Annotated in this window: 17 protein-coding genes; 8 read left to right on the forward strand and 9 right to left on the reverse strand. The window is 69.6% G+C overall.

Annotated elements, in window-relative coordinates; genetic code table 11:
• Positions 1-15 precede the first annotated feature (15 nt).
• Together G6N19_RS17065 and G6N19_RS17070 are read left to right on the forward strand one after the other, a co-directional pair.
• Positions 16-915: a tyrosine recombinase XerC gene (locus G6N19_RS17065; RefSeq protein ID WP_013829544.1), complete on the forward strand. Its 900-nt coding sequence runs from the start codon at positions 16-18 to the stop codon at positions 913-915.
• A complete protein-coding gene (locus G6N19_RS17070) occupies positions 912-1,781 on the forward strand; it encodes an alpha/beta fold hydrolase (protein ID WP_013829543.1) in 870 nt (289 codons plus the stop codon). Before G6N19_RS17065 ends, G6N19_RS17070 begins: the two co-directional genes overlap by 4 nt.
• Before the next feature lie 2 nt (positions 1,782-1,783).
• Here the strand turns inward: G6N19_RS17070 and G6N19_RS17075 are convergent, their stop codons facing one another.
• The gene (locus G6N19_RS17075; protein ID WP_013829542.1) at positions 1,784-2,278 is read right to left on the reverse strand and encodes a M23 family metallopeptidase; all 495 of its coding nucleotides are present in this window, start codon (positions 2,276-2,278) and stop codon (positions 1,784-1,786) included.
• A 233-nt stretch (positions 2,279-2,511) separates the two neighbouring features.
• Here G6N19_RS17075 and rpsB point away from each other — a divergent pair, with 233 nt between their 5' ends.
• The 3 genes from rpsB to G6N19_RS17090 all read left to right on the forward strand — a co-directional run bounded on the left by rpsB (position 2,512) and on the right by G6N19_RS17090 (position 5,692).
• Entirely contained in the window at positions 2,512-3,354 is an 843-nt protein-coding gene (gene rpsB, locus G6N19_RS17080; RefSeq protein ID WP_013829541.1) for a 30S ribosomal protein S2, read from the forward strand.
• Between the two features lie 15 nt (positions 3,355-3,369).
• The gene (tsf, locus tag G6N19_RS17085) at positions 3,370-4,197 is read left to right on the forward strand and encodes a translation elongation factor Ts (RefSeq protein WP_083039969.1); all 828 of its coding nucleotides are present in this window, start codon (positions 3,370-3,372) and stop codon (positions 4,195-4,197) included.
• Positions 4,198-4,282: 85 nt separating this feature from the next.
• Positions 4,283-5,692 (forward strand): amidase, encoded by a 1,410-nt coding sequence (locus G6N19_RS17090; RefSeq protein WP_193465346.1) that lies wholly within the window; start codon positions 4,283-4,285, stop codon positions 5,690-5,692.
• A 57-nt stretch (positions 5,693-5,749) separates the two neighbouring features.
• On the opposite strand, the gene G6N19_RS17095 is transcribed toward G6N19_RS17090, so the two are convergent.
• Genes G6N19_RS17095 through G6N19_RS17130 form a run of 8 tightly spaced genes read right to left on the reverse strand, consistent with a single transcriptional unit; the run spans position 5,750 to position 13,510 of the window.
• Positions 5,750-6,169 carry a MarR family winged helix-turn-helix transcriptional regulator gene (locus tag G6N19_RS17095; protein ID WP_013829538.1) on the reverse strand — a complete coding sequence of 140 codons (420 nt, stop codon included), beginning with the start codon at positions 6,167-6,169 and terminating at the stop codon, positions 5,750-5,752.
• A gap of 39 nt (positions 6,170-6,208) precedes the next feature.
• Positions 6,209-7,687, reverse strand: a complete 1,479-nt coding sequence (locus tag G6N19_RS17100; RefSeq protein WP_041318250.1) for a hydrogenase large subunit — start codon at positions 7,685-7,687, stop codon at positions 6,209-6,211.
• Complete coding sequence (locus G6N19_RS17105) at positions 7,687-9,150, reverse strand: proton-conducting transporter transmembrane domain-containing protein (RefSeq protein ID WP_013829536.1); 1,464 nt, start codon at positions 9,148-9,150, stop codon at positions 7,687-7,689. The genes G6N19_RS17100 and G6N19_RS17105 overlap by 1 nt, the downstream gene beginning before the upstream one ends.
• Positions 9,150-9,806: a hypothetical protein gene (locus G6N19_RS17110; RefSeq protein WP_013829535.1), complete on the reverse strand. Its 657-nt coding sequence runs from the start codon at positions 9,804-9,806 to the stop codon at positions 9,150-9,152. Before G6N19_RS17110 ends, G6N19_RS17105 begins: the two co-directional genes overlap by 1 nt.
• Positions 9,803-10,756, reverse strand: a complete 954-nt coding sequence (locus G6N19_RS17115; protein ID WP_193466428.1) for a respiratory chain complex I subunit 1 family protein — start codon at positions 10,754-10,756, stop codon at positions 9,803-9,805. Before G6N19_RS17115 ends, G6N19_RS17110 begins: the two co-directional genes overlap by 4 nt.
• Before the next feature lie 5 nt (positions 10,757-10,761).
• Positions 10,762-12,708 carry a proton-conducting transporter transmembrane domain-containing protein gene (locus tag G6N19_RS17120; protein ID WP_013829533.1) on the reverse strand — a complete coding sequence of 649 codons (1,947 nt, stop codon included), beginning with the start codon at positions 12,706-12,708 and terminating at the stop codon, positions 10,762-10,764.
• A complete protein-coding gene (locus G6N19_RS17125) occupies positions 12,705-13,184 on the reverse strand; it encodes an NADH-quinone oxidoreductase subunit B family protein (RefSeq protein WP_013829532.1) in 480 nt (159 codons plus the stop codon). The genes G6N19_RS17120 and G6N19_RS17125 overlap by 4 nt, the downstream gene beginning before the upstream one ends.
• Positions 13,181-13,510 carry an ArsR/SmtB family transcription factor gene (locus tag G6N19_RS17130; protein WP_085975774.1) on the reverse strand — a complete coding sequence of 110 codons (330 nt, stop codon included), beginning with the start codon at positions 13,508-13,510 and terminating at the stop codon, positions 13,181-13,183. Before G6N19_RS17130 ends, G6N19_RS17125 begins: the two co-directional genes overlap by 4 nt.
• 181 nt (positions 13,511-13,691) lie before the next feature.
• Between G6N19_RS17130 and pyrH the strand changes: the two genes are divergently transcribed.
• From pyrH to G6N19_RS17145, 3 genes are read left to right on the forward strand one after another with little or no spacing between them, the layout of a single operon-like run.
• On the forward strand, positions 13,692-14,441 hold the full coding sequence (gene pyrH / locus G6N19_RS17135; protein ID WP_041318244.1) for a UMP kinase: 750 nt from the start codon (positions 13,692-13,694) through the stop codon (positions 14,439-14,441).
• Positions 14,442-14,489: 48 nt separating this feature from the next.
• Positions 14,490-15,047: a ribosome recycling factor gene (gene frr / locus G6N19_RS17140; RefSeq protein WP_013829529.1), complete on the forward strand. Its 558-nt coding sequence runs from the start codon at positions 14,490-14,492 to the stop codon at positions 15,045-15,047.
• A 21-nt stretch (positions 15,048-15,068) separates the two neighbouring features.
• Positions 15,069-15,926 carry a phosphatidate cytidylyltransferase gene (locus G6N19_RS17145; RefSeq protein WP_041318240.1) on the forward strand — a complete coding sequence of 286 codons (858 nt, stop codon included), beginning with the start codon at positions 15,069-15,071 and terminating at the stop codon, positions 15,924-15,926.
• The last annotated feature ends 7 nt before the right edge of the window (positions 15,927-15,933 follow it).

The raw sequence follows: 15,933 nt of genomic DNA on the forward strand, positions 1-15,933 counted from the left end.
TGCGACCGTAAGCCGGTGGACGCGATTCTCGAGGAGTTCGACGAGCATCTGGCGCTGGAACGAGGGCGGTCCGAACACACCCGGCGGGCGTATCTGGGCGACCTGCGGTCGCTGTTCGCGTTTCTCGCCGAGCGGGGGCACAGCGGCATCGACGGCCTGAGCCTGCCGCTGTTGCGCAGCTGGCTGGCCGAACAGGCCAGCGCCGGCGCGGCCCGCAGCACGTTGGCACGGCGCACCTCGACGGTCAAGACCTTCACTGCCTGGGCGGCTCGCCGCGGCCTGCTGGCATCGGACCCCGGGGCGCGTCTCGCCCTGCCCAAGGCCCGCCGGACACTGCCCGCGGTGCTGCGTGAAGACCAGGCGCACGACGTCATGCTCGCCGCGAAATCCGGTGCAGAGCAAAATGATCCGATTGCGTTGCGGGATCGGCTGATCGCCGAGATGCTTTACGCCACCGCGGTGCGGGTCAGCGAACTATGTGGGCTCGACGTCGACGACGTGGACGTCTCTCGGCGGCTGCTGCGGGTACTCGGCAAGGGCAACAAGCAGCGGACGGTGCCCTTCGGCGAGCCGGCCGCCGAGGCGTTGCAGACCTGGCTGGTCCAGGGGCGCCCACTGCTGGCGACGGCGGAGTCCGGCCCGGCCTTGCTGCTCGGAGCCCGCGGTGGTCGGCTGGACCCGCGGCAGGCCCGCACCGTGGTGCACCAGACCGTCGCGGCGGTCGGTGGCGCCCCCGACATGGGGCCGCACGGGCTGCGCCACACCGCGGCCACCCATCTGTTGGAGGGCGGCGCGGATCTGCGCATCGTGCAGGAACTGCTCGGCCACTCCAGCCTGGCCACCACGCAGCTCTACACCCACGTCACGGTCGCCCGGCTGCGCGCGGTGCACGATCTGGCCCATCCGCGGGCGTGACGGTGCGAGCGACCCTCGAACTGCCGTCGGGACCGGTCTCCTACCTCGACTTTCGTCCCGACGACGCGGTTCGAGCCGTGGTGCTGCTGCACGGCGGCGGGGTGGACAGCGCCACGTTGTCCTGGGGCGAGATCGGCCCCCGGCTGGCCGCCGCCGGCAACCGGGTCATCGCACCGGATCATCCCGGTTTCGGGCACAGCCCGCCCGCGCCGTGGCCGCTGACCCAGCAACGGCTGGTCAGCTACGTCGGGCGGTTCGTCGACGCGCTGGCCCTCGACCGTTATGTCATCGGGGGGCTTTCGCTGGGCGGTGGGATGGCCCTCGGCCATGTCCTGCAACGGCCTGAACGGACGGCGGGGGTGATGCTGCTGGGCAGCTACGGCCTGATGCCGCGAGCCTCGGACGGGGCCCTGGCCGGCCTACGGCAGGCGGTGACCTGGGCGATGCTGCGCAGCGGAGCGCTCGCTCTGGTGGGCCGTTGGACGGCCCGCAGCCCCGCCCTGCTGGCCTGGAGTGTCAAGACCGCGCTGATCCGCGACCCCGCCCGCCGCACCCCCGAACTGATGGCGGAGATCACCGCGGCGGTCGAGCAGGACTCCGGCGTGTTCGAACAATGGCAGCGCGACGAGGTGCGGTGGAACCGACTCAAAACCGACTACACCGCGAGACTGCCGTCGCTGCGGTGCCCGGCCCTGATCATTCACGGCGACAAGGACACCGGGGTCCCGGTGGCCCGCGCCCGCGCCGCCGCCCAGCTGATCCCGGACGCCTCGCTGTCGGTCCTGGCGGGTGCAGGCCACTGGGTGCAGCGAGAGCGCCCCGCCGAGGTGCTGGCCGCGATGACACAGTTCCTGTCCCGCATGTGAGCTCAGCCCGGCCGCACCGGTTTGAGCCGGATCGGCGTGCCCACCAGCAGCCCCAGCGGATCGACATAGTCGGCTCGCGACGCCGGACCCCACATCGCACCCCAGTGCAGGCACGCCGGCGCCGGACACCCCGGATGCCCCGGCTCCAGCGTGCCGATCACCGAACCCGCGGCCACCTGCTGCCCGGCGCGCACCGTCGCGGCCACCGGTTCGTAGCTGGTCCGCAGACCACCGGGATGCGCCAGCGATACCACCGGGACCCCGCCGGCCCGCCCGGCGAAGATCACCGTCGCCACTCCCGCCGCATACACCGGCCGGCCCCCGGCACCGGCCAGATCCACCCCCCGATGCCCGCGCTGCCAATCGGGGCGCGGCGCGTCGAATCCGCGCACCACAGCCGGGCGCGGGCGCAGCGGCCAGTCCAGCCGGAACCTCTCGGCGTGCGCCGGAGCGGCCGCCAGCACGCTCGCGACCAGGAACAACGCCGTGAACCGCACCGGGCCAGTTCACCCTGGCGGAGCCGAAACCGACCAGTCACCGCTGTGGACAAAGCACCTGTTGGGAGCGTGTAAACTCATTTGCGCAGTTCGCGTATGCGAGCTGACTTCGCGTGTCTGCGGCACAACCGGATGTCGACGGTCCCCGAGCGGGGTTCGGCATCTCAGCAGGCACCAGGGCCCGGCCTCACCCGACGCCGGGCGGCAACCGACAAAAAAGGATATGGCCAACCATGGCTGTTGTAACCATGAAGCAGCTGCTCGACAGCGGCACCCACTTCGGGCATCAGACCCGTCGCTGGAACCCCAAGATGAAGCGGTTCATCTTCACCGACCGCAACGGCATCTACATCATCGACCTGCAGCAGACGCTGACCTTCATCGACAAGGCGTACGAGTTCGTCAAGGAGACCGTCGCCCACGGCGGTTCCATCATGTTCGTCGGAACCAAGAAGCAGGCGCAGGAGTCGGTCGCGGCCGAGGCCACCCGGGTCGGGATGCCGTATGTCAACCAGCGCTGGCTAGGCGGCATGCTCACCAACTTCTCCACCGTGCACAAGCGACTGCAGCGCCTCAAGGAGCTCGAGGCCATGGAGCAGACCGGCGGCTTCGAGGGACGCACCAAGAAGGAAATCTTGATGCTGACCCGCGAGAAGAACAAGCTGGAGCGCAGCCTCGGCGGTATCCGCGACATGGCCAAGGTGCCGTCGGCCGTCTGGGTCGTCGACACCAACAAGGAGCACATCGCCGTCGGCGAGGCCCGCAAGCTGGGCATCCCGGTCATCGCGATCCTGGACACCAACTGCGACCCCGACCTGGTCGACTACCCGATCCCGGGCAATGACGACGCGATCCGCTCGGCGGCGCTGCTGACCAAGGTGATCGCCTCCGCGGTGGCCGAGGGCTTGCAGGCCCGTGCCGGTCAGGGTAACGGCGAGGGCAAGGCGGAAGCCGAAGCGGTCGAGCCGCTGGCCGAGTGGGAGCAGGAGTTGCTGGCTTCGGCGACAACGACGGCCACCACCTCGGCCCCCGAGGCGCCCGCCGCTACCGACACCACCACCACCGACGCATCGTAGGAAAGGCACACAACAGTGGCGAACTACACCGCTGCCGACGTCAAGCGGCTTCGGGAACTCACCGGCGCAGGCATGATGGACTGCAAGAACGCGCTGGCCGAGAGTGACGGCGACTTCGACAAGTCCGTCGAGTTGCTGCGGATCAAGGGCGCCAAGGACGTCGGCAAGCGCGCCGAGCGCGCCACCGCCGAAGGGCTGGTCGCCGCCAAGGGCGGCGCGCTGATCGAGCTGAACTCCGAGACCGACTTCGTCGCCAAGAACGACGAGTTCAAGGCGCTCGCCGACGAGGTCGTCACCGCCGCCGCGGCGGCCAAGACCTCCGACGTCGAGGAGCTCAAGGGCGCCAAGATCGGAGACCGCACCGTCGGGGAGGCCGTCGAGGCGCTGTCCGCCAAGATCGGCGAGAAGCTGGAGCTGCGCCGGGTCGCCTACTTCGACGGCACCGTGGAGACCTACCTGCACAAGCGGGCCTCCGACCTGCCGCCGGCCGTGGGTGTCCTGGTGGAGTACGAGTCCGGTACGGACGCGAATGGCGCAGACGCGGCCCACGCGGTGGCGCTGCAGATCGCCGCGCTCAAGGCCAAGTACCTGAGCCGCGACGATGTGCCCGCCGAGCTGGTGGCCAACGAGCGGCGCATCGCCGAGGAGACCGCCAAGGAGGAGGGCAAGCCCGAGGCCGCCCTGCCCAAGATCGTCGAGGGCCGGGTCACCGGTTTCTTCAAGGACGTCGTGCTGTTGGAGCAGTCGTCGGTGTCGGATTCGAAGAAGACCGTGAAGGCGCTGCTCGACGAGGCGGGCGTGACCGTGACCCGGTTCGCGCGGTTCGAGGTCGGCCAAGCCTAGGGCGGTTGCGGCGGGGCCGTCGGCGGCGACCCGCCGCGCCCGGCTCCGCCGCGCTTGCGATCGCCGCGCTTGCTAGCGTCTTTACATGCAACACGTCCATGCTTTCGGCGACGACGCGCTCGGCGACTGTGACGCGGTCGGTCTGGTTGAGCGGATCCGATCGGGCGACGTGTCGCCCGCCGAGCTCGTCGACGCCGCCATCGCGCGCACCGAGGCGGTCAACCCGCAGCTGAACGCGCTGGCCTACCAGGCGTTCGACCGCGCCCGGGCCGAGTCGACGGCACCCCGCGGGGGCTACTTCGCGGGTGTCCCGACGTTCGTCAAGGACAACGTCGACGTCGCCGGGATGCCGACGATGCAGGGCACCGACGCATGGCAGCCGCGCGCCGCGACCGCCGACGGCGATTTCGCCCGGCTGTACCTGGCCACCGGCCTCATCGCGCTGGGCAAGACCCAGCTGTCCGAGTTCGGGTTCAGCGCGGCCGCCGAGCATCCGCGGCTGGGTGCGGTACGCAACCCGTGGAACACCGATCACACCGCGGCGGCGTCGTCGTCGGGCTCGGCGGCGTTCGTCGCCGCGGGGGTCGTGCCGATCGCGCACGCCAACGACGGCGGCGGCTCCATCCGGATCCCGGCGGCGTGCAACGGGCTGATCGGCCTCAAACCATCGCGGGGCCGGTTGCCGCTGGACCGGGATATGCGCGCCATGCCGCTGCGCATCGTCTACAACGGGGTGGTCACCCGCTCGGTGCGTGATACGGCGGCCTTCTACGCCGAAGCCGAACGGATCTGGCGCAACCGCAAGCTCCCACCGGTCGGTGACGTCAAGTCGCCGGGCGCCGAGCGGCTCAGGATCGCGGTCATCACTCAGTCGATCGCGCGCGAGACCTCCACCGAGATGCGTGAGCTGACGTGCAAGACCGCCGCATTGCTCGAGGAACTCGGCCATCACGTCGACTACCTCGACCGGCCGCCGGTGCCGGCACACTTCGCCGACGACTTCCTGCTCTACTGGGCCTTTTTGGCGACGGCGTTGGTGCGCGGCGGGCGGCGGATGTTCGGGCCGAGCTTCGATCGCAGCCGGCTGGACAGCCTGACGCTGGGGCTGGATCGCCACGCCACCCGGCGCCTGCACAGATTGCCGCTGGCGATCGCCCGGTTGGCGAGCGTGCGTCGCCACACCGCGCGGATGTTCCGCGACTACGACGTCGCGCTCACCCCGACACTGGCCCACGAGACGCCGCGTGTCGGCCACCTGGACCCCACCGCCGGCTACGAGCAGGTCATCGACCGGCTGATGGACTGGGTGGCGTTCACCCCACTGCAGAACGTCACCGGTGATCCGGCAATCTCGTTGCCGCTGGCCGAATCCGCGGCCGGACTGCCGGTGGGCATGATGTTCAGCGCCCACCTCGGCCAGGACGCCCGGTTGCTGGAATTGGCCTACGAACTGGAGGCGGCGCAGCCCTGGCCCACCATCACCGGCCGGGGATAGCGGCGATCGCGAGCGCGGCGAAGCCGGGCGAAGCGGGTCGCCGCCATCAACCTAGCGTCACTCCGCGCCGATGCGCTCCAGCATCTGCCTGAACCGCTGTTGTTCGGTCGGGCTCAGCGCGGCCAGCACCCGGCCGTCGGCGACCCGCACCGCGTCCTCGGCCCGGGTCAGCAACTCCCGGCCGGCGTCGGTCAGTGTCGCGGGCAGCGCCCGCCCGGACGGCACCGATTGCGGCCGGCTCACCGCGCCCCGGTTCTGCAGCCGGTGCAGCACGGTGTTCATGGCTTGTGGTGTGACGCTGGTATGACGAGCCAATTCGGCGCTGGAGAGTCCCGGCCGCACGGAAAGTACTCGCATGCAGACGAATTCGGGCAACGTCAGCCCCAACGGTCCGAGCACCGCGGACACCTGGGGCCGCAGCGCCGAGCTGACCCGGTAGAGCAGATAACCCAGCGGAGCCTCGTTCACGTCACCCATATCAAACATATTGACATATATCGGGTCCGCGCCGAGCCGCTATAAGTCGTTTCCCGCGTAGGACAGGTTGAAGCTTTTATTCGTCAGCGGGAAGTCCGGGACGATGGTGTCGGTCATGGCGAGCGGCAGTGCGGGCCAGTTGAACCAGGACGGGTCGACGATCTTGGCGCGGGTGATGGTTCCGTCGGCGCCGGTCTCCACCCGGTGCACGATGCTGCCGCGCCACCCCTCGACGATCCCGACCCCGTTGCCGGCCCCAGCCGGCCCGGGAAGCTGCGCCCGAACATCGATCGGCCCGTGGTGACCGTCGATCAGGGTGCGGCACAACGCCACCGAGGCGGCGAATTCGTCGCGGCGGACGGTGTAACGCGCCAGCACGTCGCCGGCTGTCGCCGTCACCTCCGTCACCGGCAGGTCGGTAATCGGATGGTCGAGGCGGGCATCGGTGACCAGCCCGCTGGCCCGCGCCACATACCCCAGCGTGCCGAGCGCCTCCGCATCCGTGCGGTTCAACACCGAGGTACCGGCGAACCGGTCGTAGATCACCGAGTGGCCCAGGGTCAGCTCCGCGATCTCGGCGACGTCGTCGGCCAGCGCCTGCAGTCGATTCGGGTCAGGCAGTGCTTGCAGCACCACGCCTCCCGGCCGGATCGCCTTACGCAGCAGCCGATCTCCGGTCGTTTGCGCGTTGATGCGCAGCAGCTGCTCACGGGCGCGTTGGGCGTGGGCGTTGGCCAGCCCGAAACCGACGTCGTTGGCCAAGGCACCCAGGTCGGCGACATGGTTGTAGAGCCGCTCGAGCTCGACGAGCAAGGCGCGCAGCCGGTGTGCCGGATCGGGCAGTTCGACGCCGAGGGCCTCCTCGACGGCGAGGCTGTGCGCCAGCGCGTGACCGGCGGAGGTGTCACCGCTGATCCGCTCGGCCAGCTCGACCGCGCCGACCGCGGACCGGCCGGCAAACAGTCGCTCGATTCCGCGGTGCACGAACCACAGCCTGGCTTTGAGCCGCAACACCGATTCGCCGACCACCGAGAACCGGAAATGGCCCGGTTCGATCAGGCCGGCGTGCACCGGGCCGACCGGAATCTCATAGACACCGGCCCCTTCGACGTTGAGGAACGGAAAACGGCCCGCCGCAACGAAGTCCGGCGCCGGACCGGCGTCGTTGCGCATCGGGTGCCAATCCTGCGGCCAGTGCGCGTGCCGGATCAGCCGGCGTGGTTGCGGATGGTCGAGCGGGGTGATCCCGTACAGGTCCTGCATCTCGCGTTCGAAGCGGCCGGCCTGAAACGACAACCGGGCCAGCGAGGGAATCGACGGCCGCTGCGCCGGAATGGTCAGGGTCAGCTCGCAACGACGGTCGGGTCGGCCCGCCAGGAACAGATACACCACCCGCAAGCTGTCGTCGTCGTCGTGGGCCGCCACCAGCGCGAGCCGGAAGCCGTCGGCCAGCAGGGCCGCGGCCGCATCGGGCAGCTCCGCATCGGAGACCGGTCGACAGTGGTTGATCGGAGCCATCACAGCGCCCCGAGTTGGGTTGCCGCAGCGGTGAACAACCCTGTCAGCGGACCGGCTGTCACGCCCAGTGCGAGGGAGACCAGCACGCCTGTCACCAGTGCGGCAGCGACGGTGGCCGGCACCAGGATCGTCGGGCCGTCGGCACTCGGTGTGCCCAGCAGGATGCGGCCGGACTTGGCCATCAGCGCGGCGAACGCCACCAGCAGCGCCACCAGCGCCAGCCCCAACGCCCACGCCAGCCGGGCGTCGGCCAGTGCCGTCGCGATCGCCAGCTCGCTGGCGAACATCGCGAACGGGGGCAGGCCGAGCAGCACCACCATCCCCACCGCGAACGCACCGCCGACCAGCCGTGACCTGCCGAGCACCCCGGTGATCTCGCTGATCGCGGTGGTGCCGTGGGCGGCCTGCAACTGACCGCCGGCCAAGAACAGCACCGTCTTGCCGACACCGTGCGCCAGCACGTGCAACAGCAGCGCCGCGACCGCCAGCCGGGTGCCCGCGGCTGCGGCCACGGCCATCAGGCCCATCGTCTCCATCGACGAATAGGCGAGCAGCCGTTTGAGATCGGTGGTGACGGTCAGCAGCAGTGCGGCGATGAGCAACGTCGCCAGGCCGGTGGCCAGCAGCGCGGCCCGCAGGAAAGCGGGGCCGGTCGCGGCGTCGATGATCGGCTTGAGGCGGATCAGCACCGAGAACGCGACCGACAGCAGCACCCCGCTCATCAACGCCGAGACCGGTGCCGGGGCCTGGCTGTGCGCGTCGGCCAGCCAGGTGTGAAACGGTGCCAGGCCCATCTTGGCCCCGTAGCCGATCAGCAGCAGCGCGCCGGCCAGCCGGGTCACCGCCGGGTCCAGTGCCGCCGCGTGGGCCGCCAGCACATCGAGGTGCAGCGCGTCGTCGCCGGCGCCGGCGTGGCGCGCGGCGAAGTGCAGTAACACGGTGCCCAGGAACGCGACGGTGATCCCCACGGAACACACCATGACGTATTTCCAGGTGGCCTCCAGCGCGGCACGGCTGCGGTGATGCCCGACCAGAAACGCGGTCACCACCGTGGTGGCCTCGACGGCGACCCACACCACGCCGATGTTGTTGGCCGACACCGCCAGAACCATTGCCGCGAGAAACGCCGGGGTGAGGACGCCGTATATGCGTGCCCCACGCCGATCGGTCACCCCGCGGGCCAACTCGGCGTCGACGTAGCCGATGCTCGCCCAGGTGGCCAGGCTGGCGACGACCCCGATCACGATCAGCATGGTCGCCGACAGCGCGTCGGCGCGCAGCAGGCCGTTGAGTGCCAGGTGGGCCCGGTCGTCCACCCGGAAGCCCAGCGCCACACCACATCCCAGAATCGTCAGTGCCGACCCCAGGGTCGCCACAGCGCTGAGCCGGCGCCAGCCCACGGCGACCGAGAGCAGTGACGCCAGGACGGGAGTCAGCAGCGGTAGCAGCATCAGCGGTGTCATCAGTCGCGCAGCTCCCGTAGCAGGTCCAGATCCACTCCGCCGAAGGTGTTGCGCAGTCGTCCGGTCAGCACGCCGAGCACGATCAGCACGAACAACACGTCCAGTGACGCGCCGAGTTCGACGATCAGCGGGACGCCGGCCGTGAGCAGGAAGGCGGTGGCGGCGATCCCGTTGTCCAGCATCAACAGCCCGGCTGCCTGCGAGATGGCATGGCGGCGAGTCGCCATCATGAACAGCGCGATCAGCACGGTGGCGATGGCCGCCGCGGCCGCGGTGGTCGCCGAATTGCGCTGCAGGTCGATGACGGGCTGGGCGATCACGAACGCCACTACCACCAGGACGGTCACCACCAGCAGTGACGCGGCGGTGCCGACCAGGGGAGTGGCCTCGCGGCGTTCGCGTCGTTCGGCGCCGAGCGCGCGGGCCAGCAGCCACGGCAGCGCGACGGCGCGCACCGCCAATACCGCGATCGCCACCGCGATCAGCGCCCGGTCATGGTCGTGCACCCCGCGAATCAGCGGGATGGCGGCCAGCGCGGCGCCCTGGGCGACGAGCAACCGTTGCACGGTCACCGACAGGTCCCGGCGCCAGACCGCCAGCACCGCGGCCAACAGCACCCCGCCGGCCGCCAGGTCCAGCATGTTGTTGTAGCTCATCCGCCGACTCCGCTGAAGAAGTTCGCCGCGGTCACCGCAAGCAACGCCAGCAGAAACGACCCGGCCAGCAGTTCGGGCACCCGGAACAGCCGCAACCTGGCGATGAACACCTCGACGGCTGCCAGGGCGGTCGCGAGCAGCGCCACCTTGATCGCGATCGCGCCGACGCCCACCACCACGTCGAGCAGGCTCGGGTGCGCCCCGGCGATGCCCCACGGGAAGAACAGGTTCGCCAGCAGCGCCAGCAGCACCGTCAGCCGCATGCCGCTCGCCCACTCGACCAGAGCCAACTTGGGTCCGGCGTACTCCAGGACCATGGCCTCGTGCACCATCGTCAGCTCCAGATGGGTGGCCGGGTTGTCCACCGGCAGCCGACCGGTCTCGGCCACGATGACGATCACCAGCGCGACGAAAGCCAGCGCGCTGGCCAACGACACCACCTGACCCGGGTGGTCGACGGTGTTACCGACGATGGCGCTCAGATTGGCCGACCCCGCCGGAATCGACAGCGCGAACACCGCCAGCAGGATCGTCGGTTCGACCAACGCGGCGATGGTGATCTCCCGGCTGGCGCCCATACCGCCGAACGCCGTCGCGGTGTCGATGCCGGCGAGCGCGAGCGCCACGGTACCCAGGAACAACAGGCCGACAACGGTGATCAGGTCGGCGACCGGGTCCAGCGGCGAACCCGTCGCCACCAGCGGTGCGGCGGCGACGATGACCAGTGTGGTGGCGGCCAGCGCTACCGGGGCCGCGGCGAACGCCCAGGTGGTTCCCCGCGGATTGAGCAGCTGCTTACCCAGCAGCTTGCGCATATCCCGCCAGGGCTGCCGGATCCCCGCGCCGGTGCGGCCCTCCGCCCGCGCCCGGACCTGGCGCATCAGTCCGATCACCAGCGGGGCCCCGGCGATGACACCGGCGACCTGTAGGAAACCGGCCAGATAGGTCATCGTGTTCATCGCGCCACCAGCAGGGCGATCAGCACGCCGATGGCGCCGTAGGCCAGATACAGGTGCACGCTGCCGGTGTGGGCGCGCCGCACCAGCTGCGCGGCGGCGCCGACAGCCCGCGTCACCGGTGTGTACCACCGGTCTTCGATGACGTCGGCGATGCGCGCCCGGTAAGCGATCCGGTCGACCACATAGGTCGACGGCGCCTGCCCGCTCACCTCGACGCCGGTGTCGAACCGCAGCACGTCGTCGAACACCTGCTGCAGCGGTTGGGCGAACGACGTCGCGGTGTACTGCATGCGCGGGGTCAGCTCGTCGGCGCCACAGGCCCACAGCGGCACCGTGGCCGGCGCGGGCCGCCGCCGCGAACGCCACCGGGAGCCGATCGCCACCAGCAGGACGGCGGCGGCCAGCGCGGCGGCCAGCAGGCCCGGGGCCATGGACGCATCCAGGCCGGGCAGGCGCACGAAGACCCCGAGCGCCGGGGAGTCACCGAAGACCGGCACTGTGGCGATCACGCGGTTGAGCATCGGGGCCACTGCGCCGGGGACGACGGCCAGCACCACGCACGCCGCAGCGGGCAACGCCATCGCGGCGATCATCGTTTCGGGCGATTCCCGCGCCGCCGCAGCGGCATCCGAGCGTGGGCGGGCCAGGAAGCCGAACCCGAACGCCTTGACCATCGCGGCCACCCCAAGCCCGGCGGTCAGCGCGACCGCGGCCACCGCCAGTGGTGTCACCAGCGCGATCGTGACGTCGTCCCCGGGACGGGCGTTGATCAGCGACTGGATCAGCAGCCACTCACTGACGAAGCCCGCCCCCAGCGGCAACCCGGCGGCGCCGAGCGCGGCCACCCCGAACAGCGCTGTGGTGAGCGGCATTCGGCGGACCAAGCCGCCGAGCCGGTCCAGATCGCGCAGGCCGGTCGCGGCCAGCACCGATCCGGCCGCGAAGAACCCGAGGCTCTTGAACGCGCTGTGGGCGATCAGGTGCAGCAGCGCCGCGGTGAGCGCCACCGCGGCGGCCGGCTGCGAGCCGGCGCCCGCCAACAACATCGCGGCGCCCAGCCCCAGGGTGATCAGGCCGATGTTCTCCGTCGTCGAATAAGCAAGCAGCCGTTTGAGATCGGTCGCGACCGAGGCCTGCAACACCCCGTACACCGCTGACACGCCGCCGACGGCCAACAGCGTCAACGCCCACCATCGCGGTCCGGGGCCCAACAGTTGCATGTCGATGCGGATGATGCCGTAGACGCCGAGATTGACCATGGCGGCACTGAGCAGTGCCGACACCGGACTCGGTGCTTCGGGATGCGCCCGGGGCAGCCACGCGTGTAACGGCAGCAGGCCGGCCTTGGAGCCGAAACCGATGAGGGTCAACACGAAGACCGTGTTGCGCACGCCGTCGGGTACCGCGCCGATCCGGGCGAAGACGTCATCGGTGGTCGCGGCCAGTATCACCATCCCCAGCAACAACGTCAGGAAGCCCAACTGCGTCATCACCGCGTAGATCAAGGCGGCCGAACGCACTTCGCTGCGCTGTTGATCGGTGAGCACCAGCACCAGCGAGGTCAGCGCCATCAGCTCCCAGGCGAACAGGAAGGTCGTCACCGACCCCGCCGCTGGAACGGCCAGCAGCGTGACGACGAACACCGGCAACGCCGTCAGCGGGACGGCGCCGAAGCCCTCGTGTCGGCTGTAGCCGATCCAATACAGGCCGGCGGCCACCGCCACCGCGCCGGTCAGAACCATGAAGAAGCCGCCGAGCGGCTCGACCCGCAGCTGTACGCCCAGCAGCGGCAGCAGCCAGCCGATCCGGACCGTGGGCAGGGCACCGAACATGCCGGCCACTCCGGCGCCGAGCCCCCCGGCGCCCAGACCGACCGTCGCCGCACCGCTGATCAGCGGCCCGAAGGCAGCGCGGGGCAACAACTGCGGAGCAGCGGTGCTCACCTTTCGGTCACCGACCGTAGCGCGGTGACGATCTGGTCCGGGGTAGGCGGGCAGCCGGGGATCTCGACGTCGACCGGCACGACTTCGCCCACGGCGCCCACGGTTCCGTAGGCCTGCGCGAAGACGCCACGATTGAGCGCGCAGTCGCCGCACGCGATGACCCGGCGCGGCCGCGGGGTCGCCTCGACGGTATTGCGCAGTGGCTCGGCCATGTTGCGGGTGACCACCCCGGTGACCAACAGGGCATCGGCGTGCCGAGGTGAGGCGACGAGCCGCGCGCCGAACCGTTCGGCGTCGTACACCGGACCGAAGGCGCCGGCTATCTCGATCTCGCAGCCGTTGCAGGATCCGGCGTCGACATGGCGGACCTGCACCGAGCCGGCCAGCCCGCTGGATCGGTCGGAGGTCTGCGGCGGGCGGTCGCCGGCCGGTTCGGCGATGCGGCCGAGCGCAAGGATCCTGCTGAGCCAGCTCATCGACGGGCTCGCAGATCGTCGAGGATCGCGACCTGGTCGCTGAGCAGTCCGGTCAATGCCTTGCGGGCCACCGCGAGCAGTTCAGTGATCACCGGCGAGGCGATCGAGTAGACCACCGTGTTGCCCTCCTTGGTCGCCGTCACGACTCCGGCGCGCCGAAGCACCCCTAGCTGCTGGGAGAGGTTCGACGCCTCCAGGCCGATCTCGGGCAGCAGTTCGCCGACCGTTCGGTCGCGTTCGGCCAACAGTTCCAGTACCCGGATCCGAGCCGGATGTCCGAGCGTCTTGAAGAACTCGGCCTTCACCTGGTGCAACGAGTTCGGCACGGCCCCGACCATAGCAGCGAAATCATCAATTGAAAATATTTTCACCTGTTGTGACGTTTGATCGCCTGCGTTCGTACCCCCGGGCACCGTCTGACCGGCCCGGTAGGGCAGGATGGCAACTGCCGTCGCGGACGCGTCTCCGCGATGGCGCTGTCATGCGCGCCAGCCCCCGAGGAGCCTGATGACGGAGCCGACGAGTACCGATCGCGTCTCACCGACCGGCCGCCCCCATTACTCCCGGGTGTTACTCAAACTCGGCGGAGAGATGTTCGGCGGCGGCCAGGTCGGGCTCGACCCCGACGTCGTCGCCCAGGTCGCCCGCCAGATCGCCGAAGTGGTCCGTGACGGTGTGCAGGTCGCGGTCGTGATCGGCGGCGGCAACTTCTTCCGCGGTGCGCAGCTGCAGCAGCGCGGCATGGAACGGATGCGTTCGGACTACATGGGCATGCTCGGCACCGTGATGAACAGCCTTGCGCTACAAGACTTTCTGGAAAAGGAAGGTATCGACACCCGGGTTCAGACGGCGATCACCATGGGTCAGGTCGCCGAGCCGTACATCCCACTGCGCGCCCAGCGGCACCTGGAGAAGGGCCGGGTGGTGATCTTCGGCGCCGGTATGGGGCTGCCGTATTTCTCCACCGACACCACAGCCGCGCAGCGCGCGCTGGAGATCGGTGCCGAGGTGGTGCTGATGGCCAAGGCCGTCGACGGGGTGTTCACCGAGGACCCGCGGGTCAACCCCGACGCCGAACTGCTCACCGCGATAAGTCACCGCGAAGTCATCGACCGCGGGCTGCGGGTGGCCGACGCCACCGCGTTCAGCCTGTGCATGGACAATGGCATGCCGATCCTGGTGTTCAACCTGCTGGTGGACGGAAACATCGCGCGGGCGGTCGCAGGTGAGAAGATCGGAACACTGGTCACCACCTGAGAGTTCGGTGGGGCACCACCCGCCTTGCGGGGGAGAGGAACGGCAAAGATGATCGACGAGGCTCTCTTCGATGCCGAAGAGAAAATGGAGAAGGCCGTGGCGGTGGCCCGCGAGGATCTGGCGACCGTTCGCACCGGCCGGGCCAACCCGGGCATGTTCTCCCGGATCGTCATCGACTACTACGGGTCGCCCACCCCGATCACCCAGCTGTGCAGCATCAACGTGCCCGAGGCACGGCTGGTGGTCATCAAGCCCTACGAGGCCTCCCAGCTCGGCGCCATCGAGACGGCGATCCGCAATTCGGATCTGGGCCTGAACCCCAGCAATGACGGGTCGCTGATTCGGGTGGCGGTGCCCCAGCTCACCGAGGAGCGACGTAAGGAACTGGTCAAGCAGGCCAAGTCCAAGGGTGAAGACGCCAAGGTCTCGGTGCGCAACATCCGTCGCAAGGCGATGGAGGAGCTGCACCGTATCCGCAAGGACGGTGAGGCCGGCGAGGACGAGGTCGGCCGTGCGGAGAAAGACCTCGACCGCTCCACCCAGCAGTATGTGAGCCAGATCGACGAGCTGGTCAAACACAAAGAAGGCGAGTTGCTGGAGGTCTAGCGACCTCGGCAACCAATCCCCGTGGCAGACAACGACACCGGTGCAGACACCGGTAAGAGGCAGTCGCGGGCGGGGCGCAATCTCCCCGCCGCGATCGTGGTGGGGGCGATCCTCGCCGGGATGCTGGTCTACACGTTGTTGTTCGCCCCGCGGTTCTGGGTGCTGATCCTGGCGGTGGCCACCCCGGTCGCCACCCACGAGATCACCAGGCGGCTGCGGGAGGTCGGCTACGACGTCCCGTTCATCCCGCTGGCGCTCGGCGGCCAGGCGATGCTCTGGCTGTCGCTGCCGTTCGGGGCCAGGGGGGTGCTGGGCGCGTTCGGCGCCACCGTGGTCATCTCGATGATGTGGCGGCTGGTACACCGCGGGCTGCACACCGCCCCGGTCAACTACCTGCGGGACATGTCCGCGATGGTGCTGATCGCGGTCTGGGTTCCGCTGTGCATGAGCTTCGCGGCGCTGCTGGTCTTTCGCGACGACGGGCCCGGCCGGGTGCTGTGTCTGCTGTTCCCGGTGGTCTTCTCCGACATCGGCGGGTACGCCGTCGGGGTGCTGTTCGGCAAGCACCCGATGGCGCCGGCGATCAGCCCGAAGAAGTCCTGGGAGGGTTTCGTCGGATCGCTGGTGCTCGGTATCGCCGCGGCGGTCTTCGCGGTGACGGTGTTCCTCGACCGGCCGTGGTGGGTGGGCCTGCCGCTGGGGCTGCTGCTCGTATTCACCGGGGTCTTCGGCGACCTCATCGAGTCGCAGGTCAAACGCGATCTGGGGATCAAGGACATGGGCCGGCTGCTTCCCGGACACGGCGGGATCATGGACCGGCTCGACGCGCTGCTGCCGGCGGCCGTGATGACGTGGGTCGTGTTGACCGTTCTGCCGTGAGTCGCGG

It is taken from the genome of Mycobacterium novum (assembly GCF_010726505.1).
GTDB lineage: Bacteria > Actinomycetota > Actinomycetes > Mycobacteriales > Mycobacteriaceae > Mycobacterium > Mycobacterium algericum.

Bases quoted from the DNA above. Each gene is read 5' to 3' on its own strand.
- rpsB (WP_013829541.1), top strand. From the start codon at position 2,512: ATGGCTGTTGTAACCATGAAGCAGCTGCTCGACAGCGGCACCCACTTC.
- G6N19_RS17090 (WP_193465346.1), top strand. From the start codon at position 4,283: ATGCAACACGTCCATGCTTTCGGCGACGACGCGCTCGGCGACTGTGAC.
- G6N19_RS17095 (WP_013829538.1), bottom strand. From the start codon at position 6,169: ATGGGTGACGTGAACGAGGCTCCGCTGGGTTATCTGCTCTACCGGGTC.
- G6N19_RS17100 (WP_041318250.1), bottom strand. From the start codon at position 7,687: ATGGCTCCGATCAACCACTGTCGACCGGTCTCCGATGCGGAGCTGCCC.
- G6N19_RS17105 (WP_013829536.1), bottom strand. From the start codon at position 9,150: ATGACACCGCTGATGCTGCTACCGCTGCTGACTCCCGTCCTGGCGTCA.
- G6N19_RS17110 (WP_013829535.1), bottom strand. From the start codon at position 9,806: ATGAGCTACAACAACATGCTGGACCTGGCGGCCGGCGGGGTGCTGTTG.
- G6N19_RS17115 (WP_193466428.1), bottom strand. From the start codon at position 10,756: ATGACCTATCTGGCCGGTTTCCTACAGGTCGCCGGTGTCATCGCCGGG.
- G6N19_RS17125 (WP_013829532.1), bottom strand. From the start codon at position 13,184: ATGAGCTGGCTCAGCAGGATCCTTGCGCTCGGCCGCATCGCCGAACCG.
- pyrH (WP_041318244.1), top strand. From the start codon at position 13,692: ATGACGGAGCCGACGAGTACCGATCGCGTCTCACCGACCGGCCGCCCC.
- frr (WP_013829529.1), top strand. From the start codon at position 14,490: ATGATCGACGAGGCTCTCTTCGATGCCGAAGAGAAAATGGAGAAGGCC.